Annotated in this window: 21 protein-coding genes; 7 read left to right on the forward strand and 14 right to left on the reverse strand. The window is 57.9% G+C overall.

What is annotated here, in order from left to right; genetic code table 11:
• The 7 genes from J7416_RS14330 to J7416_RS14360 all read right to left on the reverse strand — a co-directional run bounded on the left by J7416_RS14330 (window position 1) and on the right by J7416_RS14360 (window position 7,898).
• Window positions 1–624 (reverse strand): hypothetical protein, encoded by a 624-nt coding sequence (locus J7416_RS14330; RefSeq protein ID WP_209225666.1) that lies wholly within the window; start codon window positions 622–624, stop codon window positions 1–3.
• Window positions 621–1,970: a substrate-binding domain-containing protein gene (locus J7416_RS14335; protein ID WP_209225668.1), complete on the reverse strand. Its 1,350-nt coding sequence runs from the start codon at window positions 1,968–1,970 to the stop codon at window positions 621–623. Before J7416_RS14335 ends, J7416_RS14330 begins: the two co-directional genes overlap by 4 nt.
• A gap of 14 nt (window positions 1,971–1,984) precedes the next feature.
• On the reverse strand, window positions 1,985–2,956 hold the full coding sequence (locus J7416_RS14340) for an ABC transporter permease (RefSeq protein WP_209225671.1): 972 nt from the start codon (window positions 2,954–2,956) through the stop codon (window positions 1,985–1,987).
• A complete protein-coding gene (locus J7416_RS14345; protein ID WP_209225673.1) occupies window positions 2,953–3,897 on the reverse strand; it encodes an ABC transporter permease in 945 nt (314 codons plus the stop codon). The genes J7416_RS14340 and J7416_RS14345 overlap by 4 nt, the downstream gene beginning before the upstream one ends.
• On the reverse strand, window positions 3,894–5,411 hold the full coding sequence (locus J7416_RS14350; protein ID WP_209225675.1) for a sugar ABC transporter ATP-binding protein: 1,518 nt from the start codon (window positions 5,409–5,411) through the stop codon (window positions 3,894–3,896). Before J7416_RS14350 ends, J7416_RS14345 begins: the two co-directional genes overlap by 4 nt.
• Window positions 5,412–5,473: 62 nt before the next feature.
• Window positions 5,474–6,604: a substrate-binding domain-containing protein gene (locus J7416_RS14355; protein ID WP_170424017.1), complete on the reverse strand. Its 1,131-nt coding sequence runs from the start codon at window positions 6,602–6,604 to the stop codon at window positions 5,474–5,476.
• A gap of 25 nt (window positions 6,605–6,629) precedes the next feature.
• Window positions 6,630–7,898, reverse strand: a complete 1,269-nt coding sequence (locus J7416_RS14360; protein ID WP_209225677.1) for an amidohydrolase family protein — start codon at window positions 7,896–7,898, stop codon at window positions 6,630–6,632.
• A gap of 372 nt (window positions 7,899–8,270) precedes the next feature.
• On the opposite strand from J7416_RS14360, the gene J7416_RS14365 reads away from it, so the two are divergent.
• Window positions 8,271–10,250, forward strand: coding sequence for a bifunctional 2',3'-cyclic-nucleotide 2'-phosphodiesterase/3'-nucleotidase (locus J7416_RS14365; RefSeq protein WP_209225679.1), 1,980 nt, complete (start codon window positions 8,271–8,273; stop codon window positions 10,248–10,250).
• A gap of 96 nt (window positions 10,251–10,346) precedes the next feature.
• On the opposite strand, the gene J7416_RS14370 is transcribed toward J7416_RS14365, so the two are convergent.
• A complete protein-coding gene (locus J7416_RS14370; protein WP_209225681.1) occupies window positions 10,347–11,477 on the reverse strand; it encodes an aldo/keto reductase in 1,131 nt (376 codons plus the stop codon).
• Window positions 11,478–11,503: 26 nt separating this feature from the next.
• Window positions 11,504–12,244, reverse strand: coding sequence for an SDR family oxidoreductase (locus J7416_RS14375; RefSeq protein ID WP_209225682.1), 741 nt, complete (start codon window positions 12,242–12,244; stop codon window positions 11,504–11,506).
• 117 nt (window positions 12,245–12,361) lie between these two features.
• Between J7416_RS14375 and J7416_RS14380 the strand changes: the two genes are divergently transcribed.
• On the forward strand, window positions 12,362–13,276 hold the full coding sequence (locus tag J7416_RS14380) for a LysR family transcriptional regulator (RefSeq protein WP_209225684.1): 915 nt from the start codon (window positions 12,362–12,364) through the stop codon (window positions 13,274–13,276).
• Between the two features lie 98 nt (window positions 13,277–13,374).
• Here J7416_RS14380 and J7416_RS14385 read toward each other — a convergent pair whose 3' ends face one another.
• From J7416_RS14385 to J7416_RS22665, 5 genes are all read right to left on the reverse strand, one after another.
• A complete protein-coding gene (locus J7416_RS14385; RefSeq protein ID WP_209225686.1) occupies window positions 13,375–14,631 on the reverse strand; it encodes a hypothetical protein in 1,257 nt (418 codons plus the stop codon).
• A gap of 534 nt (window positions 14,632–15,165) precedes the next feature.
• Window positions 15,166–16,779, reverse strand: coding sequence for a GMC family oxidoreductase N-terminal domain-containing protein (locus J7416_RS14390; RefSeq protein WP_209225687.1), 1,614 nt, complete (start codon window positions 16,777–16,779; stop codon window positions 15,166–15,168).
• A 114-nt stretch (window positions 16,780–16,893) separates the two neighbouring features.
• Window positions 16,894–17,310, reverse strand: coding sequence for an alcohol dehydrogenase catalytic domain-containing protein (locus J7416_RS14395; RefSeq protein ID WP_209225689.1), 417 nt, complete (start codon window positions 17,308–17,310; stop codon window positions 16,894–16,896).
• Window positions 17,307–17,447, reverse strand: a complete 141-nt coding sequence (locus tag J7416_RS22660; protein ID WP_247744289.1) for a hypothetical protein — start codon at window positions 17,445–17,447, stop codon at window positions 17,307–17,309. The genes J7416_RS14395 and J7416_RS22660 overlap by 4 nt, the downstream gene beginning before the upstream one ends.
• A gap of 114 nt (window positions 17,448–17,561) precedes the next feature.
• Entirely contained in the window at window positions 17,562–17,708 is a 147-nt protein-coding gene (locus tag J7416_RS22665; protein ID WP_247744290.1) for an FGGY-family carbohydrate kinase, read from the reverse strand.
• 615 nt (window positions 17,709–18,323) lie between these two features.
• On the opposite strand from J7416_RS22665, the gene J7416_RS14405 reads away from it, so the two are divergent.
• The 5 genes from J7416_RS14405 to ureC are packed head-to-tail and all read left to right on the forward strand — an operon-like array spanning window position 18,324 to window position 21,529.
• Window positions 18,324–18,986, forward strand: a complete 663-nt coding sequence (locus J7416_RS14405; RefSeq protein WP_348540275.1) for an urease accessory protein UreD — start codon at window positions 18,324–18,326, stop codon at window positions 18,984–18,986.
• Between the two features lies 1 nt (window position 18,987).
• Window positions 18,988–19,290: an urease subunit gamma gene (locus J7416_RS14410; protein ID WP_209225693.1), complete on the forward strand. Its 303-nt coding sequence runs from the start codon at window positions 18,988–18,990 to the stop codon at window positions 19,288–19,290.
• Between the two features lie 15 nt (window positions 19,291–19,305).
• Window positions 19,306–19,467, forward strand: coding sequence for a peptidase M23 (locus tag J7416_RS14415; protein ID WP_209225694.1), 162 nt, complete (start codon window positions 19,306–19,308; stop codon window positions 19,465–19,467).
• Window positions 19,464–19,769: an urease subunit beta gene (locus J7416_RS14420; RefSeq protein WP_209225696.1), complete on the forward strand. Its 306-nt coding sequence runs from the start codon at window positions 19,464–19,466 to the stop codon at window positions 19,767–19,769. Before J7416_RS14415 ends, J7416_RS14420 begins: the two co-directional genes overlap by 4 nt.
• Window positions 19,769–21,529 (forward strand): urease subunit alpha, encoded by a 1,761-nt coding sequence (gene ureC, locus J7416_RS14425; RefSeq protein WP_209225698.1) that lies wholly within the window; start codon window positions 19,769–19,771, stop codon window positions 21,527–21,529. Before J7416_RS14420 ends, ureC begins: the two co-directional genes overlap by 1 nt.
• Window positions 21,530–21,541 lie beyond the last annotated feature (12 nt).

Below are 21,541 nucleotides of genomic sequence, written 5' to 3' on the forward strand. Positions count from 1 at the left end.
TCAAACCTCGGCCTCTTCAATTTGTTCAAAAGCCTGTTGCAGTGCCCGGGTTTGCATCTCGCTTGCGCCACGGCTTGAATTCAGGATCAGACCAACCATCACGATGTCGCTGGTCGAGCTTTCCACCGGGATCAGCGCGACGTTTGTACGACGGGCGATATTGCCCTCAAACCAGCGCAGTCCCATTTCGGTCACCTGTCCGATGACAAGATCGGGGATCGTCTCGAACCCATAGGACGGTTGCACCGGCGTCCCACGTGTGTCACGCCCGACCGAATGTGGCCCCATACGCAGTTCCATATCCTGAGCAATTGCAATGAAAGAGGTGAGTTGCGTGCTTTGACGCAATTGCAGAAGAATGGGCTGTACCAGCGGGGCCAGCCGCCCCACCCCGAAACCATTTAGGCCAACCCGAATAGCTGACGCGCCCGGCAGGTAGTTTCCTTGGGCATCCCGGCGCAGCATGGCCTCTGCCTCAAGCGCAGCCGTGTGACGATAACCACTGCTGGCGGGCAAACCGGCTGCGCGGATCAACCCCGCCGGAGAGGCATGAGCATCGCGCCCGGGGACGGCCATCAAAGCCTCAAAGACATCGACTGCGCGGGTATAGGCGGATTGGGTCATCCTGTAGCACTCCCTCTGATGTTCCGTTTGGTGTTGCGCAAGGCCGGCCCCTGCGAGAGGATCGCGTCGTCCGGAAAGTCCCAGGCAACATGCAATTCCGCCCAAGTATCCGCTTTGACCGAGGCGGTTTCCAACCCTCGGGGCAGAACAATCTGAACAGGTTCTTCGACACGCTGGGGCACCACGTTCCCGCCGAGGATATCCAGCGCCAAACCAAGTGCCCGTGCGCCCATGCTGGCGGGATAGTCCAGCGCAGCCATCGGAACCTTGTGATGCAGGCAAAGCTTGTACATCTCGTTCAAATCACCACCGGTATGAGCGGGCATCTCGAACCCGCCTTCCAGGAACCTGCGGATTGAACCGACGCCTTGCAAACCGCTGTCACACCAGACCCCATCCGGTGGTCGCCGCGCCTCGGCCAAAACCTTGTCGATAGCGGCATAGCCACCGGCCTCGGTCCAATCGGTATAGCTAACGTTCTCCACACGGATGCCGGGGAATTCCGAAAACACCGCCAATGCGGCCTGCTGACGGCGCAGGGCTGGGCTGGCCCCTTCCAGACCACTCAGCATCCAGACCCGTCCCTTCCCGGACAGGTGCTCGGCCATCCAATGAGCACTAATTCGCCCGATCCGATGATCCGAAGCGGTTACGAAAGAAACCAGAGACGAACGGTCATTTGGCCGCCGGTCAACGGCGACAATGGGCAATCCGGCGGCCTTGAGCGCGCCCAACCTGTCGCTTAAGGCGGTGTCGTTGATCGAGGTGATAGAGATCAACAGCAGGTCGATCCCCTGCTCGACCAACGCGTCAATCTGTTGAAGCTGCAGCGCCGGATCGTCGTTGGCGTCCAACACCACAAGTTCTTCGATCTGAGATTGCGCAATCCGCTCTGCATAAAACAGGCTTTGCAGCATCGCGCGTCGCCAGGCATTGCTGGTCGAGGCGTTGGAAAACCCGATGCGATAAGGTGCCGGACGCTGGTATAGGCTGGCGTCCACTGTCCGAACCAGCGCAGGGTCCCATTCCAGAGCCGGCCCTTTGTCCGGCCGCTCTGACCCGAAGGTTCCGGGACGCGCCGACAGCTTCTTGCCTTCGGCAACCTCAGGCACCTCAAGTGCCGCAAACATCATCTGCCGGGATTTCGGGCCCAACCGCAGAAATCCGTGGTCGAACCGTTCCAACCAACCCGCCGCGACCATAGCTCGAAGCAGCCCGAAACCGGTTGATCGGGTGACGCCCAAGTCCTCAAGAATATCGTGCGTGCGACGCGGCGTGTTGTCGGCATCGAACCCTTTCAGGACCGCCGCAATGCGCTGCACGTTTGATTTATCATCCTGTGACATGGGCGTCTTCCTGATCAGCTCCGCGACCGTTTCATGTAAACGGCTGCGGCGAGGATAATCAGCGTGCCCTTGATCACCAACTGTAACTCGATGGACAGGCCAAGGATGACGACGATGTTGAACAGCGACACCAGGATCAACGCTGCAAGCAACACACCAGGGACAGAGCCCTTGCCGCCCGACAGTGCCGCGCCGCCGATCACCGCTGCTGCGATGCTGTCCAGCTCGTAGCCGCGCCCGGTCCAGTTATCGACGATCCCGACATAGCCAACCAGAAACAGGCCAGCGAAGGCGGCCAAAACGCCCGAGATCACAAAGGCCATGACCACCAGCAGCTTGGTCGGCGCGCCGGTCATGTAAGCTGCATCCGGGCTATCACCGTAGAGCTTCAGACGGCGACCAAAAACGGTGCGTTCCAAAAGCCAGTGCATCCCGAAACCGACGATGGCCAAAGCAATCAGTGCAACGGGGATACCAAAGATGTCGCCAGTTGCGAGCCATCGGAACGTTTCCGGCAAGGTCCCGCCTGGTGCGCCCTTTGTGTAAGCAAAGCGAATGCCCTGCAGCACGATCATCGTGGCCAGCGTTGCAAGGAATGGCGTCACTTTTCGATACGCCACAAGGTACCCGTTGATCGCCCCGATAAACGCACCCAACAGCAGGCCGACGATGAAAATCACGGGCGTCGAGTCAATCAGCGACGTCGACAGAACCGCAACCGTTGCCATGATCGAAGCGACCGAAAGGTCGAGCCCCCGAACAATGATGACGATCATCTGCCCGATCACGACAAAACCCAGCGGGGCGGCCTGGATCAGAATGTCCTTCAAGTTTGCAGGCGTCAGGAACCGGGGTGACAAGACCGTTGTCACCGCCCAGATCACGGCTAGGAAGCCCAACAGGATCAACAGCTCTCGCCGCTGGGTGGCGCGCACTGTGTTGCGGTTGGGTTTTGCGCTTGCGGGGTTGGTGGCGGTCGCGGTCATGACTTGCCCTTTCCTGCAAAGAATGAAACGGCGGCAATGATGATCAGACCTTCGGCGATCCACTGAAAATAGCTAGAGATGTTCATGAAATTCAGAACATTCGCCAGGAACGCCAGCAGGATCACGGCGAGTGCTGTACCCAGAACGCCGCCTTTGCCTCCGGCCAAAAGCGTACCGCCAACAATCACCGGCGTGATTGAACGCAGGTCGAATCCAACGCCTGCGCGCGGGTCACCGACCCCGAACCGTCCCGTCATATACATGGCGGCAACAGCGCACAGCAGACCTGACAGGGCGTAGATGGCCACCTTGGTCTGCTTTACAGGCAGGCCAGAAACGGCAGCAGCGGCTTCGTTGTCACCGATGGCGTAGATTCGCGTGCCGAACGTCGTGCGCCACAGCATGAAGCCGATCAGCAGATACAGCGCGATGACAAACATCATGCCAAACGGCATCACGCCCAAACGGCCATAGGTGAAATCCTCGAAGAACAGTGGCACCGAACCTGAGGGTTGGCGCGTGATCAACAGCGCCGCGCCTGCAAGAATTGTCGAGGTGCCAAGCGTGGTGATCAGCGGATGCACACCGACATATGCGGTGATGCCTCCGTTGATCATGCCGATGAGGATGCCCAAAGCAACAACCGCGGCCATCGCCAGCAGCAATGTTTCCGTCGTGTCGCCCGCAATGGCTGCGAAGACCACGCAGAGGAAACTCAACGCCCCGGCATAGCTAAGGTCGATGCCGCCAGACAGGATCACGATGGTTTGCGCCAGGGCGACAATGGCAAGAGCAACCATCTGATCCTGCACGTTGGCCATGTTGAGTGGCGTTGCAAAACGGTCCGAGGCCGAGATTCCGATCACAAAGACGATGGCAATTAGGGCGACAACAACCAGATGAACTGGCTGGGCGCGCGTGGCGCGTGCGATCGTGCTCATGCCGCTACTCCGTGATGGGTTGAGGTTTCGGCGGCGGCTACGGTGATGATCGCCTCTTCGGTGATCTCATCCCCGACCAGTTCTTTGGCCAGTTCGCCGTCGCGCATGACATGCACGCGGTCACAAAGCCCGACGATCTCAATCAGTTCAGACGAGATCACCAGCAGGGCCATACCTTCGTCCGCCAACTCGCGCAGGGTCTTGTATATCTCGGATTTCGCACCAACATCGACCCCCCGTGTGGGTTCGTCGAGGATCAGCAGCTTGGGCCGGTTCTCAAGCAAACGCGTAATCAGAACCTTTTGCTGGTTGCCGCCCGACAGGGCCGAGATCGGCAGTCCCACGTGATCCACCACGACGCCACGACGTTCTTTCAGCACGGCGGCACGCCGCTCCTCATGACCCGGTGGGATGGAGTTGTGATGCACACCAAAGCCCGGCGTTGTGGCGGCAAAGTTGCGCGCGACCGAAGAATTCAGGAACAGCCCGTCATCCTTGCGGGACTCTGTCAGCATCAGAATGCCAGCCTCGATACATCCGGACGGATCGCGATGGGGCATCGGTTCGCCCATCAAGGTTACCTCACCCGTGGACGGTGCCGCGCCGAACAGGGCCAGGGCCAGCTCGGTCCGGCCCGAGCCGACCAAACCGGCAAGCCCGACGATTTCGCCCGCATGGACATCCAGATTGGCAGGCGGAAGGTGTGGAGCCACCACAAGGTTTTCCACTTCAAGCACCTTCTCGCCCGCCGTTGGGTTCGCGGCTTTGTGCGGGAAGAGGTCACCAAGCTCGCGCCCCACCATGGCAGCAATCACACTGTCATGGGTGTAGTCCATCGTCGGTCCCTTCGAGGTCACAACCCCGTCCTTGATCACCGTGATATCGGTGCAAATCTCAAATATCTCATCCAGCCGGTGTGAGACGTAAACTAGCCCCATCCCTCGTTCCCGCAGGTCATTGATGATGCGGAACAGGTGTTTGGTTTCGTTCTGGCTCAGCACCGCTGTCGGCTCATCCAGGATCAGCACCTTGGCCTCGACCCTTAGCGCCTTGGCAATCTCGACCATCTGCTTGTCAGCCACGGACAGGGTTTCGACCAGATCATCAGGGTTCAGCTTGATCCCGAGATCATCCAGCAGAGCCTGCGCGTCACGCTTCAAAGCCTTGCGGTCGATCAGGCCGAACTTGGTGCGCGGCTCGGCCCCCAGATAGATGTTTTCGGCAATCGACAGCGCGCCCAGAACCGAGAACTCCTGATGCACAACCGCGATCCCTGCTGCCAGACTTTGGCGCGGATCGGACCAGCCAGCCTCTTGGCCTTCGAACTCCACATGTCCGCCGGTTGGCGTGTAGAGCCCGGTCAGCAGTTTGATCAGGGTCGATTTCCCGGCGCCGTTTTCACCGCACAGCGCGACAGAATGGTGGCCGTGGACCTCAAACTCGATACCTTTGAGAACTTCGTTCGGGCCGAATGACTTGCTGAGGCCGCGCGCGGCCAGATATGGCTGTGCCATTGTTTTCTCCTCCCGTGGGGTGGCGGGGCGATGCGTGGCCGCCCCAACCGTTTCTTGCCCGTTTACTTGGGATAGTCCGCCGAGAAGGTCGCCGGGTCATAGTCGGCGCCAACGCCCGAGGACATGATGACCGAGCCCGGCTTGTCCATCAGCGCATAGTCGGCGACGAAAACGTCAGCCTGAACGGAAGGTGTCTCATGCCCTTCGGACACAACAACCTGCTGGTTCACTTCGATCCGCTTTGGGATGCCCTTACCGTCAAGGACGTCGAACAGCACTTCGAATGCCTGCGCACCCATTGCTGGCGGGTAGTCGATGCCGATCATCGGTACGTCATTGTTGACCGACAGCTGGTACATCGCGTTGAAGTCGCCGCCGGTATGCGGAGGGATGGTGCCCGCCTCATAACCGGCAGCGAGGAAGGCTTCGATCGAACCTGAACCCTGCAGGCCCGAGTCGGCCCAAACGCCCGAAATCTCGTCACCGTATTTCTGGATCAGGGCAGACATGATAGTTTTGCCATTAGCGGGCGACCAGCTGGTGTACTGGGTCTCCAGTACCTCCAACTCGGGGAACTGATTGAACACTTCCATCGCGGCTTGAATGCGCGCCTCGGCAGGGGATGCGCCGGCAAGACCGCCCAGCATCACCACTTTGCCCTTACCGTCCAGCTTTTCGGCCAGCCACTGCGCCGAGATACGGCCAAGCGCCTGATCCGAAGCCGTTACAAAGCTGATGAAGTTCTCTGCCGACGGAACAGAACGGTCGACCAGAACAACCGGTATGCCTTGTCGCTTGGCGCGGCGGATGACCGGATCCATCGCTTCGGCGGTTGCAGGCGAAATCAGCAGGATATCAACGCCCTGCGCGATCAGGTCCTGCACATCGGCGGCCTGCTTGCTGGGGTCGTCATTGGCGTCGGTGATGATGAAGCGACTCAGCTTGTCAGCATTGCGCTCCGCCGCCGCTTCGATCCCGTGCAGCATCGCCACGCGCCACGGGTTTGAGATCGAGGCGTTCGAGAACCCAATCGTGTAGGGACCCTCTTTCTTGTACTCGGCGGCGTCATAGATCTCCGACGCTCCCGGGTTCCACAGAAAAGTACGTGGCACCCCTTGATATCCCTCTGCCATCGCCGATCCGGCAAACAACCCCAGAGTCGCGGCCGCAGCCACGGTTTTCAAAATACGCATGCGTTTCCTCCCTTACGTATTGATTTTATTCGGCAGCGCGGATCAAGCCGCCTGCATTGATGCCGGTCCGGGGATCTTTGAACATCACCCCGTCCTTCATGATCATCGAAAGGTTGTCCTGATGCTGAACCAAGCTGACATCTTGGGTGACGTCGCCTTTGACCAGCAGCAGGTCGGCCAGGTAACCTTCTTTGACCTGACCGATTTGATCTTCCATCTGCATCAGTTCTGCGCCGACCGTTGTCGCGCAGCGCAACGCTTCGACCGGCGAATAGCCGAAATAGCGAACGAAATGCTCGATATCCCGGGCGTTCTGACCCATCGGCGTGATCGCGAACCCATAGTCACCACCAACGGCAACACGCAAACCGCGCTTGCGCACTTCGTGATATACCGCGCAGGTCGCTTCGAACTTTCGGTACAGGTTCAATTCTTCGGCGATTGCTGCGTCGCCTTCTTTGGTCGCATTATGGACAAGGCCAAACGCGGGCCCGAGGATGACACGATCCTTGGCCTCTTCCAGCATGTCCAGCGCCTCTTCATCTGCAAAGTCGCAGTGATAGATACAATCGACACCATGGCGCACGGCCATTTTCACAGACTCAGATGATCGGGCGTGGGCCGCGACGGTCTTGCCATAGGTCTTGGCCACCGACACAAAGGCCGCCAGCTCGTCATCTTCCAGGGGGGTGACTTCGGCCTTGGCAAAAGACACGAACTCGTCACCCGAGATGTTGATTTTCAGGTTGTCGACACCATCTCGCACGCATTCGCGCGCTGTACGACGCATTTCCAGCGCACCATCGGCAATGAGGCCGAAACTCTCCTGATAGATGTGACGTTTGCGTTCATCGCCCAAGCCTGCGGTAGTGGTCACTTCGGGGCTTGCAGCCCGCATCCGGGGACCATCGAGCAGACCACTGTTGATGGCATCGCGCGCCACCACGCCCAGCAAGGGTTTGGCCGAAGCGGCCTCGAAAATGGACGTAAAGCCATGGCTCAGCAACAGCCGCAGGTTGCCTGCGGTCTGCAGCATGTGGTCTTCGGGGCTTAGCTGCCCCAGTTCCCACGGGTCGTTGATTCCGGTAAAGCTCGGGTGGCAATGGCCTTCGACCATGCCTGGCATCAACGTATGCCCGGTGCCGTCGATGACCTCGCCGGATGTATCCGCTGGGGCATCTTCGCCTGTGTGAATAGCGGTGATCTTGTTGCCCGAGATTTTGACGGTACCTGGGTAGCGCGCTTCTGAGACGCCATCCCAAATCTGCGCACCTTTGATGGTGATATCTGACATTTTTTCCTCCCTGCCCGCTTGAACTCAGACGTTGCGGTCGGAAAAAACCTGCATCAAATCCTAATCATTAATCAGGTCCAAACGAACCAAATATGTCCATATATTGGACTACTACGAAATATAGGGTGATCTGCTTACCTGCTCGGAAATCCTGCCACAGTCGCAGACCTTAGAAAGCAATTGCAGTCCGGTGATGATGCCCTCAATCGCGCGGGCCCTTCGTTCAACACGTTAGCATTCCGGCGAAGTATCAGTATTGTACGTGTCATCACTTCACAGAAATGTCGCGCCGAATATGCGGGCACCGCATTTCATGCGAGTTTTATACAAAGCCGGTAAAGCGCGTTGACCAACTAAACCGAAAGGTGACCCATGTCTTTTTCTAGCCGCTCTTCAATTTCGCGTCGCCAGTTTCTTGCAACGACAACTGCAAGTGCTGCGGCCATTACTCTGCATCCTTATTCTGCGGCTGCTGCTGACAACCAGGCACATCTGCGGATCATGGAAACCACGGATATCCACGTCCACGTCTTCCCTTATGACTATTACGCGGACAAACCCCGTGACACGGTGGGCCTGTCCCGTACGGCCTCAATCATCAACGATATCCGCGCAGAGGCCACAAACTCGCTTTTGGTCGACAATGGCGACTTTCTGCAAGGGAACCCGATGGGTGACTACATCGCCTATGAGCGGGGCATGAAGGATGGCGACAGCCACCCGATCATTACCGCCTTCAACACTGTAGGCTATGATGCCGCCACCCTGGGCAACCACGAGTTCAACTATGGGCTGGACTTTCTGGACAAATCGCTGGCCGGGGCCGAATTCCCGGTTGTTCTGGCAAATGTCGCCAAGGAAAAAGGCGCAAACCCGCGCGACGACAAGACCTTGGTACAGCCTTACGCCATTCTCGACCGTGAGATCGAAATGGGTGACGGCACCAAGCACCCGATCAAGATTGGAGTCATCGGCTTCACCCCGCCGCAGATCATGAACTGGGATCGCAAACACCTAGAAGGGAATGTCGAAGCCCGGGACATAATCGAAACCGCTCAGGCTTATGTGCCAGAGATGAAGGAACAAGGGTGCGATCTGGTCATCGCGCTTTCGCATTCGGGGATCGGCAGCGCCGATCATGCAGACGGCATGGAAAACGCATCGGTTGTTCTGGCCGGTGTCGACGGGATTGATGCGCTGGTCACGGGCCACAATCACCTCGTCTTCCCCTCGCCGACCTTTGCCGACCGCCCGGGGATCGACATCGAGAAAGGTACATTGATGGGCAAACCCGCCGTGATGGGCGGCTTCTGGGGATCGCACCTCGGCCTGCTTGACCTGCTGCTCGAGCGCGACGGAAACGAATGGCGCGTCGTGACCACCACGTCCGAGGCACGGCCGATTTCCAAGCGCAACGAAGATCGCTCGATCACGGCGCTGGTCGGGGATGATCAAAAGGTTCTCGACTCGGTCGCGAAGGATCACGACGAAACGCTGGCTTATGTCCGCCGCGCCGTGGGAAAGACCTCGGCGCCGTTGCACAGCTATTTTGCGCTGGTCGCTGATGATCCTTCGGTGCAAATCGTATCAATCGCGCAGAAATGGTACGTCGAAGAGATGATGAAGGGCACCGAACACGAAGGTTTGCCCATCCTTTCGGCGGCCGCGCCGTTCAAGGCCGGCGGGCGCGGCGGTCCCGACTATTACACCGACGTTCCGGTTGGGGACGTAGCGATCAAGAATGTGGCGGATCTGTATCTGTATCCGAACACGGTCCGTGCGGTTCGTGTGAACGGCGCGCAGGTTCGAGGCTGGCTGGAACGTTCGGCGGGTATGTTCAACAAGGTTGAGGCCGGATCCACGGATGCGGTCCTGCTGAACCCCGACTTCCCGTCCTACAATTTCGATGTAATGGACGGCGTGACCTATCAGATCGATCTGTCGCAGCCGTCGCGCTTTGGACCAAAAGGCGAAGAGATCAATCCAGACGCCTCCAGAATTGTGAACCTTGCCTTCAATGGCGAGCCGGTGACCGACGACATGGAGTTCATCATCGCCACCAACAATTACCGCGCATCGGGCGGTGGCTCGTTCCCCGGCGCTATGGGCGATACGGTCGTGTTCGAAGCCCCGGACACCAACCGCGACGTCATTGTGCGCTATATTGTCGAGCAGGGCACAATTGATCCAAAAGCAGATGCCAACTGGTCCTTTGCGCCGCTAGAGGACACCACTGTGCTGTTCGAAACCGGCCCGAAAGCTCGGGACTACATCAGCGATGTCAAAGGCGTTTCAATCGAGGACGCCGGAGAAGGTGCAGACGGTTTTGCGGCATTCCGCATCAAGCTCTGAGTAATTCCGGGCGGGTACGCGCGCCGCCAAGGGCGGCAACGTGGCCCAGAAACAGTGAAGATTTGCCCGCGGCCTATGCTGGCCGCGGGCAAATCTTCAGACGCGCGCAATCCTTGCGCCTGTGTGGATCATGCCCTGCATCATGTCGGTGTGATATGTGTAGGGTGACAGTCCCGGCATTTCACTGACGGCATCCAGCGCGGCGACATGAGCCTCATCCAACGAGAATTCCAGCGCGGCCAGGTTGTCTTCCAACTGGCTTAGTTTGCGCGCACCGATGACAGCTGCCGCCACGCCGCGGTGGTTTACCATCCAGTTCAGAGCGATTTGCGACGCGCTGTGACCGGTTTCCTTGGCGATACGCATCAGTTCCCGCAGAATGGAGATGTTCTGCTGTGACGCCAGGTTCGCGGTGCTGGGGTCCGTCGTCCACGTATCTGTCAACCGGCCAGCCCCTACCAGATTGCCCTTATCATCCACCGAATACTTGCCGGTCAAAAGACCATTGGCCAGCGGGCTCCAGGCGGTGAAGCTGATGCCCAGCGCATCGCACATCGGCAGATGTTCGTAATCCGCATGACGCGCGGCCAGGCTGTATTGGTTTTGGATCGACGAGACTGGGTTGCGATGGGTCAACCCGGCCAGTGTCTGCATTTTTGCGACATACCAGGCCGGGAAATTCGAAAGACCAAAAGCCAGCAGTTTTCCCTGTCGGATCAGCGTATCGAATGTGTCCAGAACTTCTTCGATGGGGGTAAACATGTCCCATTGGTGCAGGTAGTAGACATCGATGTAGTCAGTGCCCAATCGCTTCAACGAGGCATCGAATGCGTTCAGGATGTGTTTGCGACCATTGCCGCCGCCGTTCGGATCGCCGGGAAACTGGTTCATTGTCCCTTTGGTCGAGACCACCACCCGTTCGCGGGTGCCTGCGGATTGGATGAACTCGCCCAACCATTCTTCGCTTTCTCCGCCCTGATAGGCATTGGACGTGTCAAAGAAGTTGCCGCCAGCCTCGAGATAGCGGTCAAAGATTTGGCGGGCCTGCGCCTTGCCGCTGGACCACGCATCCCCCCAGGCATCGCCGAAGCTTCCGGCACCATAGGCCAGCGGTGACACCCGCAACCCGGTCTTGCCGAGCATCCGATATGTGGTGAGCGATGCGATCCGGACTTCGGGCAACTCATTGGCTGCAAAGGGCAGATGTTCAGAGAGTGCTTCTGACATTTTCGGTTCCTGTTATTTGAGGGGAATTAGGCGCGCACCAGATGGCCGCCATCCACGTCCACAACCGAACCGGTCATGAATGTGTTGGTCATTGCCAGAACAACGGCTTGTGCAATTTCACTGGCATCCCCGACGCGCCCGACAGGCAGGCCGCTGGCAACGTGTGCGAACATCTCGGTGCGGGCCTCGTCGGGCATCCCGGCATAAGCTTCGGTATCGACCATGCCCGGGCTGATGCAGTTCACCCGAGCTCTGCCCGCCAGTTCCTGCGCCAATCCTTTTGCAAGTGCCTCTACGGCAGCATTTACCGCAGCCAGTCCGGTCGCCCCTGCAGACGGACGGCGGCTTAGAACGCCTGAGAAGAAGGTCACGGATCCACCCTTTTTCAGGAAGGGCAGCACTTCACGGGCGGTGACGTATGGGCCGATGAACTTGGCCTCGATCATGCCCCGCAGCTCGTCGGTTGGCAGGTCAGTAAAGGCCCCGTGGGCCGCGCTTGAGGCAGAGATAACCAGATGATCAACCTCTCCCAGTTCAGCGGCCCATGATTTGACACTGGCCTCTTTGGTGGTGTCAACGGCAGCGACCGAGACATGCCCTTCGATGCCATCCGCCACCGCGTTCAGCTTGTCCGCGTTGCGGCTGGCGATGGTCACTTTTGCACCCAAGCCGGCAGCCAGTTCAGCTGTGGCCCGGCCCATACCGCTGCCACCCCCGACGATGACAACGTGTTTGCCCTTCAGAATGGTTTCAAATGGGGTTTCCATGGCGATTTGTCCTAACTTTCTGATCAGCGGAAATTACCCGCTCTGTCTGTTGTGAACAGTGATATAGGAAATCAGCATTGATCCTTGAAATGGATATTAAGTATATTGAAAATTGACATGGTGAATTTCAATACGCTCGACTTAAACCTGCTCAAGGTCTTTGACGCCCTTTATCGCGAACGTCATGTCGGACGCGCGGGTCGGTCTATTGGCCTGGCGCAACCGTCCATGAGCAACGCATTGAACCGCCTGCGCGCTCAGTTCGACGACCCCCTGTTTCAACGCAGCCGTGAAGGTATGTTGCCCACGGCCAAAGCCGACGAACTGGCCCCACAGATCAAAGAGGCGCTTTCGCTGATCTCGCGGATGTTGTCTCCGGCAGAATTCGACCCCAAACAAGTGCGCGCTGATGTGATGATTGCCGCTGCCGACCTTATGGTGATCAACCTTGCCCCGCCATTGATGAAATATCTGAACCAGGACGCGCCGGGATTGCGCATTAGCTTTGCTCCATTGGACAAGCGTAGTTTTGAACGCGATTTGGATGACGGACTCTTGGCTGTCGCGCTGGGGACATTCGGCAAGTTGCCCGCAAGGTTCTTGCGTCAAAAGGTTCTGCGCGACCAGTTTATCTGCATCACTCGCAATGGATTGCTGCCAGAGGGCGCGCCGCTGACGCTCGACACCTATCTGGATCTGGATCATGTTCTGATGACGTTAGGAGGCGGGTTTTCCGGGGTCGTTGATCACGCATTAAGACGACAGGGTCTCTCACGTCGGGTTGTCATGACGGGCACCCAATTTGCCGTGCTGCCCGACATCGTGGCGCAATCGGATATGGTCGCTACGATTCCTGCATCCCTCTCACATATTGCCCAGCGCGCCGGCTGCTCCATCTACTCCCCGCCGTTGGACTTGTCGGGTTGGGATATAGAAATGGTTCAGACACAGAGTCTGGTTTCTGATCCATTGGGCGCGTTCATCGGACAAGCGGTCAGCAGCACCCTGCAAGAAAACACGCGGCACCTCTGAGGCTTAGACCTACGGCACGATTTTCCGCCCGCGTAGTTGCGCGAGACGTTGGTGGAGTCGGCAAGCCACCCCACTCGGTGCACACTGCCAATCGTGCCTTAATCGGAGTGCGTATCGAAACGCGCCCATCTTAGCCAAGCTGCGGCCGTCCAAGAGAACGACTTACCGCCCGCTGGTGTCCCGGTTATGGGGTCGAAATACTCAGAAAAGCCATTCTCCGCCACGAGTTCGCGGATACGTCTGCGCAGCTTGGGTTCTTCTGGCACGCCAAAGTCCGCAAGACCGATACCAATCAACAGATTCACACAAGGCCATGTCGGACCGCGCCAGTAACGATGCGGATCAAACACGGCGCCTTGGATGTCGTAGCTGGCGACCGGGTACTTTGTCCTGGACAGCGCATTTCGAAGTTGGCCACGCATTTCTTTTCGGTCCACGCCTGCATACCAGCAAAGATACGACCCGCAACTCAGCGAACCTGCGAATTCTCCGGTTTGGACATCGCGTGAATCATAAGCCTGAATTTCCGGGTTCCAAATGCTGTCGACGCCTGCTTCCAGCACAGTGATATACTCGGCCAATTGGTCGGTATTCTGACCGAACGCTTCGCACAAGGCGTGCAGGTCCCGCACAGCGCGCAGTGTAATGAATGTCATCAACGGGTCTGCAACTTTGAAGGGCGTGTTTTCCGCAATCGCGCCGTCGTCCCAGTTGACATCCCGGCCAAGCTGCAAGAGCCAAACATAAAGATCATAGTCTTTCTGGGTTGGACGATGATCGCTGTTTACATGTTTGGTGTCTTCGCGAATGTAACTCTGCACACCCGAGGTATCTATGCGGGCGGCGGACTTGTCCCAATCCGGGGCGTTGTCACGACCGGCTTCCCAGGGATGCCTGGTGAATACCGCGCCTTTATCGTCCAACCTCCAACGCATGAACCAGTCTGTCCAGCATCGCAGTTTGGGAAGCAGGGCTTCCATTCGGCTTTTGCCAAGTGACGTGTCCTTTTCCCAGATGAGCCGAGCCGCGGTAACGGCAACGGGTGGTTGGCTGATGCCCGATGACGGAACCGGCCCGTCGCAATTCCAGACATCCGCTCCAGGAAAATACCCTTCTGCTTCTGTGTGAAACAGGATTTGCGGGACCATGCCGTTGTCCCACTGCCCTGACATCAACGTCTCAATCTCTTGCCACGCACGATCGAGATCGAACTCGGCAATCCCCAATGCGGAAATCGCACTGTCCCAGTTCCACTGATAGGGATAAAGCCCATCTGTAGGGATCGTGTATCCGCCTCGGTCGTTTCTTTTCAAAACATCTATGGCACGCTGAGTGACGGCATCAACATCGATCATTTCTGGCTGTCTCCAATGGCCGCGCGTGCGTGTCTGCAACCTTCGGAAGTGACATCGCGCTGTTCGAATCTTCCCTATCAGTCAGAAAGCCCGAAATCGGTTTCGGCAAGGGCAGCCGGACAAGCGACCGCCGTGCTGCCATGTTGATTGGTCGCGGGCCATGAGCAATCGTTGCGCCCGGGATATCAGCTTAGAATGACAAGGCGCCTTTTCCGGTTTCATTTCAACGGGAGTGACACTTCGATCCGATTGCAGGGCCCGACGTTGGGTGACCTGTGCGATGGCCTTGATCAGTCTGAGTTAGCGGCGCAGCTAGACTGTGATCACAACACATCAATCCCCCAGAGGCGAACCGCATCGCGACTGACGATGACAGTATGCATGGCCAAGCGGTCTTTGACATCCACTGTCTATAGAGCAAACCAATGCTATCCGGTTCCAATTCCGAACGTGAGCCATCAGTCGACGCCGAAAGGGATTGCTCTTTCATCCACAAGAGCGAATGCGCAGCTTTGCGTCAGTGCCCTCAATTATTCATTTCTCAGCTTTGATCAGATCCGCAGCCTTTTCTGCGATCATGATCACGGGCGACGCCGTGTTGCCGGACACGATTTTCGGCATGATTGACGCATCCACAATGCGCAAACCCGTCAATCCTCTGACACGTAGCTGGGGGTCCACAACGGACCGATCGTCCGTTCCCATCTTGCAGGTTCCAACCGGGTGGAAAATTGTCGTGGCAATATCCCCAACTGCTTTTACCAGGTCAGAGTTGTCCTGAACTTGGGGCCCAGGCAAAATCTCTTGCGGATCATATTTTGACAACGCTTTTGCCGACATGATCTGTCGTGCCTGTCGCACCGACTCCACCGCCACAGCCTTGTCGCGCGCTGCGGACAGGTAATTCAGCCTAATGTCAGGTTGCTGATCAAGTTCGCGAGAGCTGACATGGCTGCTGCCCACGCTTTCTGGCCGCAAATTGCAGACGGACACGGTAACTGCCGGGAAGGGATGCAACGGATCACCCAGTTTGTCCGTGGACAGGGGCTGGATGTGGTATTCAAGATCTGGAGTCTCGAGTGCGGGGTCCGATTTTGTGAACATCCCGAATTGGCTTGGGGCCATGGACATCGGCCCCGATTGCGTCAGACCGTATTGCAACGCAATCTGAGCTTTGCCGAACAGCGAGTTCGCAAGTGTGTTCAGCGTTTTGGCATTCTTGACCTTGAAAACTGTTCTGATTTGCAGGTGGTCCTGCAGGTTCTCGCCGACTCCGGCGCTTTCGTGCTGCACACTGATGCCGAGATCGGCCAGAACATCGCCTCGCCCTATTCCCGAAAGCTCCAGAATCTTTGGTGAGTTAATGGATCCTGCAGCCAAAAGAACTTCGTGCCGGGCGAACGCATCCAACACCTGCCCCTTGTGCCTGAACCGGATACCCCGAACAGATTGTCCATCAAGGATCAGGTGGTCAGTTGTGGCTTCGGTCAAGACCCGTAGGTTCGGGCGCTTCATGGCGGGGCGAAGGAAACCTTTCGACGTATTCCACCGAACGCCATTGTTCTGGTTCACCTCAAAAAAACCCGACCCTTCGTTGTTGCCATCGTTGAAATCGTCGCGCGGGTGAATACCGAACTCTCGCGCACCTTCTTGCACCGACTTCAAGACGTCCCAGCTCAGCTTTTGTTTTTGAACCTTCCACTCACCCCCGCCACGATGATGTTCGCTGTCACCGCCATGATGGTCTTCGGACTTCAGAAAATAGGGCAGCACGTCATCCCAACCCCAGCCGGTGTTTCCCATTTGCCTCCAGTGATCATAATCCGCTGCCTGCCCCCGCATATAGATCATGCCGTTGACCGAGGTGCAGCCGCCCAGCACCTTTCCGCGCGGGTATACAAGGGACCGGCCGTTCAAACCCGGCTCAGGCGCAGTTTTCATCATCCAGTCCGTGCGCGGATTGCCGATGCAGTACAAATATCCCACGGGGATATGAACCCAATGGTAATTGTCAGATTTCCCGGCCTCTAACAGTAGAACGCGTGTCTTTGGATCTTCGCTCAGACGGTTCGCCAGAACGCAACCCGCAGTTCCGGCCCCCACGATGATGTAGTCATAGTCGCCATCGAGGCGGGTCGTGTTGTTCATGTTCACTCTCAGTCGGACCTGCTCAGCCGCGGAAATCTACAACCAGTTTACCGACCATTTTGCCGGTTTCGATAATTTCATGCGCAGCTTTCAAAGTCGTTGCGCACAATCCGTTCAAGACACGTGTTTCCGTTGTTCGGATAACGCCATCATCCACCAGTTGCGCCATACGCGCCAGTATCTGACCCTGACGAGACATATCCGGTGGTCCACTGCCTGCAATTCTGCATAAGAGCCCGGACGGTTGGCGTCGCCTGCGTACCAGACGCGATCCCCTCGACGGAACCCCGACACACCCGAACCAACACTTTCAACCGGCCCGACGGCGTCGTACCCCAATATGAAAGGGGACGGATGCGGCCTATCAACGGCTGTACGGACCCGACGTTTTGCATCTGCCGGGTTCACTGAAACTGCGTGCACCGCAACCAACAGATCGTTTGGACCAAGTTCAGGTGTGCTCAGATCGACATCCATCAGGCTGTCTGGCGCTTCTTCTGGCAGTGAGTTCAGGAAACCGACGGCTTTCATGATACAGTTTTCCGCATTTCGGCCCGGGACCAGAAATCTCGCATAGCACCGATCAAATCCAAATAGGTTTCATAGCGCGCGCGATAGTGGCCCAGCATATTGGGATCGGGTTCGAAAACCTGCTTGGCGCGGGTCATTCGGGTTATATCCTCTTCATAGTTATCTACTTTGCAATTGGCACAAGCAGCACCAATCGCAGCCCCCAGCGCCCCGGTTTCCTGCGCCTCGGCCACGGTGATCGGAACGTCTAGTCAATCAGCAAACATCTGTGGCCAATGCGGGCTGCGAGATCCGCCGCCGGACAGAACCGCGCGGTCGAAGGAAACGCCAGCTTGCTGCAAGACTTCTATATGTCGGCGATGCTCGAACATCACGCCTTCAAAGAGCGCGCGTAGCATATGGCTTTCCCCGTACCATCCTGCCAGGCCATCCTAAACGCAGTCAGCTCAATCGGACCACTTCATTCGATGAAGGACAAGTGACTGTGATTAATGTCGGTGCCATAAATTGCAGATTTCACTTACGGTTCAAGCTGTTCTTCGAGGCTATCTTTCTTTCCCAGACAATTAAACCAGGCAGCAGCCATGCGCTGAGAGCGGCTGTTTCGACAACTCATAGAGTGTGGTTTCGCCCAGGCCTAAACTTGAGCGAAATGCGTGTATTTCAGGCACGCACGATATTGCAACCTGAGTTTTTTGCACATTTTTTGGTCATTGAGCCAAAACCCGCCTGAAATTAAGTCTAAATGCAGGGAAATCTGGTCGGTCGCGCACCGCACCATAGTGTCCGCCGCTGTGAAAAGGAAAACATTGCCACAAACCATGTCCCACAGGTGCGCTATCAATCAATTCGCGACCATAATGCCTGCCACAGTTTCAGCGCCACCGCGGGCAACGGGGGCAGTCACACTTAGCACCAAGCAATTGAGCGCCCGAACAGTCTTGGACAAGCTTCGGCAATCCGGGTCTTTCAAGTGCCTGTTTCCGCGGCATAGTTCGGCGGGACTTGACGCAGTGCTACTGAACACGGCGGGCGGCGTGACTGGCGGAGACAGTTTCCGTTTCACTGGCACGGCAGCTTCGGGCACCACGCTGACCCTGACAACGCAAGCTTGCGAACGTGCTTACAAAGCCCAACCCGAAGTATTCGGTCAGATCGTCAATCACCTGACAGTAGAGCCGAACGCAAGGCTGAACTGGTTGCCGCAAGAGACCATTCTGTTCAACGGCAGTGCGCTGGATCGCCGGCTGAAGATCGATTTGGCACCAGAAGCACAGATGCTGATGGTCGAACCGCTGGTCTTTGGGCGCACTGCGATGGGTGAGACGTTGACCGATATCCGCCTGCGCGACCGGATCGAGATACACCGCACGGGCAGGCCGGTTTTCCTGGATGCGATGCGGTTTTCAGGCGATTTCCACAATCATCTCGCGCGCCCTCATATCGCCGACGGGGCGGGCGCTATGGCGCTGGTCGTCTTCGCCGCAGCTACTGCTGGGGCCCATCTGGACGCCATTCGCGAGGCCCTGCCGGAAACCGCAGGGGCCAGCCTGATCCATGACGACCTGCTTGTGATCCGCATTCTGGCGGACAACAGTTTTGCCCTGCGCCGCAGCCTTTTACCGGTTCTGCGCCGGTTGAACTCAGACACGCTCCCCCGATGCTGGATGCTATGACATGAACCTGACTCCCCGAGAAAAAGACAAGCTTTTGATCGCAATGGCCGCCGAGGTTGCCCGCAAGCGACTTGCGCGCGGCGTCAAACTAAACCACCCCGAAGCGATCGCTTTGATCACTGACGCCGTGGTCGAAGGCGCGCGCGACGGGCGATCGGTCGCAGACATGATGCAAGCCGGGGCCGAAGTGATCACCCGCGACCAATGCATGGAAGGCGTGCCCGAGATGATCCACGAAGTTCAGGTCGAGGCCACTTTCCCTGACGGAACAAAACTTGTGACCGTCCACAACCCAATTCGCTGAAAAAGGAAAACAGATATGACCCGAATGCTCTTTCCTGCACTGATCCTTGCTGGTCCTGCGGCAGCTCACAACGGAACCCACATCCACGCGCATGGCTCTGACTATGCCACATTGGGCGTTGGCTTGGCCGTTGTTGCGCTGGCGGCTGTGGCACTGTTTGCAAAACTGAACAAATGATCCCCGGAGAACTCTTTCCCGCGGATGGCGAGATCACGCTGAACTCGGGCGCCAAGACCGTTGTGCTGCTGGTGGCCAATACAGGTGATCGCCCCGTGCAAGTTGGCTCACATTATCACTTCGCCGAAACTAACCCCGCGCTGGATTTCGACCGGAGCGCGGCGCACGGGATGCGGTTAGATGTCGCCCCCGGCACGGCTGTCAGGTTTGAACCGGGGCAGGCGCGTGAGGTCACGCTGATCCCGATCAGCGGTGCGCGTCAGGTTTACGGCTTCAATCAAAAGGTCATGGGGGCGCTCTGATGCCAGCAACGATCAACCGTGCGGACTATGCGGCCATGTTCGGGCCTACAACAGGTGACAAGCTGCGTCTGGCAGATACCGATCTGATTATCGAGGTCGAACGCGACCTGACCGCCGAACGCGCGGGGGCGGCCGCGACCGGGGGAACCGGCGACAACGCGCTGCTCTATGGCGAAGAGGTCAAGTTCGGCGGCGGCAAGGTAATCCGTGACGGGATGGGGCAGTCACAGGTCACGCGCGCCGAGGGTGCCGTCGATACGGTCATCACCAATGCGCTGATCGTGGACCACTCGGGCATCTACAAGGCCGATGTTGGCCTGAAGGACGGGCGTATCGCCAAGATTGGCAAAGCCGGGAACCCCGACACACAGCCGGGCGTTGATATCATCATCGGTCCCGGCACCGAAGCCATCGCCGGCGAGGGGCGCATTCTGACTGCGGGTGGCTTTGACAGCCATATCCATTTCATCTGCCCGCAACAGATCGAGGATGCGCTGCACTCTGGCCTGACCACGATGTTGGGCGGCGGCACTGGTCCGGCACATGGCACTTTGGCGACTACATGTACGCCGGGGCCCTGGCATATCGGGCGAATGCTGCAGGCCGCCGACGCTTTCCCGATGAATCTGGCCTTTGCCGGTAAGGGCAACGCCTCGCTGCCCGCCGCGCTGGAGGAGCAGGTCAAGGCCGGGGCCTGCGCCCTTAAATTGCACGAGGACTGGGGCACGACCCCAGCCGCCATCGACTGCTGTCTTTCGGTTGCTGACGCAATGGACGTGCAGGTTATGATCCACACCGACACTTTGAACGAATCCGGGTTTGTCGAAAACACCGTGGCCGCCATGAAGGGCCGCACAATCCATGCCTTCCACACCGAAGGCGCAGGCGGGGGCCACGCACCGGACATCATCAAGATCTGTGGTGAGAACCACGTGCTGCCCTCATCCACAAATCCGACGCGCCCCTTCACAGTCAATACGGTTGAGGAACACCTCGACATGCTGATGGTCTGCCACCACCTCGACAAGTCGATCCCCGAGGACGTGGCCTTTGCCGAAAGCCGCATCCGGCGCGAGACGATCGCGGCCGAGGATATTCTGCATGACATGGGCGCGTTCAGCATCATCGCGTCCGACAGTCAGGCTATGGGCCGGGTCGGCGAGGTTCTGATCCGCACCTGGCAAACCGCTGACAAGATGAAGAAACAGCGCGGCCGATTGCCAGAGGAAACCGGTGAAAACGACAATATGCGCGTCCGCCGTTATATTGCAAAATACACCATCAATCCGGCCATTGCGCACGGCCTGAGCCATGAGATCGGCAGTATCGAGGAAGGAAAACGCGCTGACCTCGTCCTGTGGAACCCGGCGTTTTTCGGTGTAAAGCCCGAGATGGTTCTGCTGGGCGGAACAATCGCCTGCGCTCAAATGGGTGATCCGAATGCCTCGATCCCGACACCCCAGCCGGTCTATAGCCGCCCGATGTTCGGGGCCTATGGCCGCTCGGTCGAGCGTTCGGCGATCACATTTGTCTCGGCCGCCGCGCAGGCCGAAGGGATTGGTGATACACTGGGCTTGGCGAAGCAAACCATCGCCGTGCAAAACACCCGCAACATCGGCAAGCGAGACTTGCTGCTGAACGATGCGACACCCAAGGTTGAGGTTGACCCCGAAACCTATGAAGTGCGTGCCGACGGTGAATTGCTGACCTGTCAGCCAGCCGAAGTTCTGCCGATGGCGCAGCGCTATTTCATGTTCTGAAAACACACGAGG

The sequence above is a fragment of the Ruegeria sp. R14_0 genome, from assembly GCF_017743975.1.
Taxonomy (GTDB): Bacteria; Pseudomonadota; Alphaproteobacteria; order Rhodobacterales; family Rhodobacteraceae; genus Ruegeria.

Excerpts from the sequence above, each read along its gene's own strand:
- J7416_RS14330 (WP_209225666.1), bottom strand. The coding sequence starts at position 624 with ATGACCCAATCCGCCTATACCCGCGCAGTCGATGTCTTTGAGGCTTTG.
- J7416_RS14335 (WP_209225668.1), bottom strand. The coding sequence starts at position 1,970 with ATGTCACAGGATGATAAATCAAACGTGCAGCGCATTGCGGCGGTCCTG.
- J7416_RS14340 (WP_209225671.1), bottom strand. The coding sequence starts at position 2,956 with ATGACCGCGACCGCCACCAACCCCGCAAGCGCAAAACCCAACCGCAAC.
- J7416_RS14345 (WP_209225673.1), bottom strand. The coding sequence starts at position 3,897 with ATGAGCACGATCGCACGCGCCACGCGCGCCCAGCCAGTTCATCTGGTT.
- J7416_RS14350 (WP_209225675.1), bottom strand. The coding sequence starts at position 5,411 with ATGGCACAGCCATATCTGGCCGCGCGCGGCCTCAGCAAGTCATTCGGC.
- J7416_RS14355 (WP_170424017.1), bottom strand. The coding sequence starts at position 6,604 with ATGCGTATTTTGAAAACCGTGGCTGCGGCCGCGACTCTGGGGTTGTTT.
- J7416_RS14360 (WP_209225677.1), bottom strand. The coding sequence starts at position 7,898 with ATGTCAGATATCACCATCAAAGGTGCGCAGATTTGGGATGGCGTCTCA.
- J7416_RS14365 (WP_209225679.1), top strand. The coding sequence starts at position 8,271 with ATGTCTTTTTCTAGCCGCTCTTCAATTTCGCGTCGCCAGTTTCTTGCA.
- J7416_RS14370 (WP_209225681.1), bottom strand. The coding sequence starts at position 11,477 with ATGTCAGAAGCACTCTCTGAACATCTGCCCTTTGCAGCCAATGAGTTG.
- J7416_RS14375 (WP_209225682.1), bottom strand. The coding sequence starts at position 12,244 with ATGGAAACCCCATTTGAAACCATTCTGAAGGGCAAACACGTTGTCATC.
- J7416_RS14380 (WP_209225684.1), top strand. The coding sequence starts at position 12,362 with ATGGTGAATTTCAATACGCTCGACTTAAACCTGCTCAAGGTCTTTGAC.
- J7416_RS14385 (WP_209225686.1), bottom strand. The coding sequence starts at position 14,631 with ATGATCGATGTTGATGCCGTCACTCAGCGTGCCATAGATGTTTTGAAA.
- J7416_RS14390 (WP_209225687.1), bottom strand. The coding sequence starts at position 16,779 with ATGAACAACACGACCCGCCTCGATGGCGACTATGACTACATCATCGTG.
- J7416_RS14395 (WP_209225689.1), bottom strand. The coding sequence starts at position 17,310 with ATGAAAGCCGTCGGTTTCCTGAACTCACTGCCAGAAGAAGCGCCAGAC.
- J7416_RS22660 (WP_247744289.1), bottom strand. The coding sequence starts at position 17,447 with ATGACCCGCGCCAAGCAGGTTTTCGAACCCGATCCCAATATGCTGGGC.
- J7416_RS22665 (WP_247744290.1), bottom strand. The coding sequence starts at position 17,708 with ATGCTACGCGCGCTCTTTGAAGGCGTGATGTTCGAGCATCGCCGACAT.
- J7416_RS14410 (WP_209225693.1), top strand. The coding sequence starts at position 18,988 with ATGAACCTGACTCCCCGAGAAAAAGACAAGCTTTTGATCGCAATGGCC.
- J7416_RS14415 (WP_209225694.1), top strand. The coding sequence starts at position 19,306 with ATGACCCGAATGCTCTTTCCTGCACTGATCCTTGCTGGTCCTGCGGCA.
- J7416_RS14420 (WP_209225696.1), top strand. The coding sequence starts at position 19,464 with ATGATCCCCGGAGAACTCTTTCCCGCGGATGGCGAGATCACGCTGAAC.
- ureC (WP_209225698.1), top strand. The coding sequence starts at position 19,769 with ATGCCAGCAACGATCAACCGTGCGGACTATGCGGCCATGTTCGGGCCT.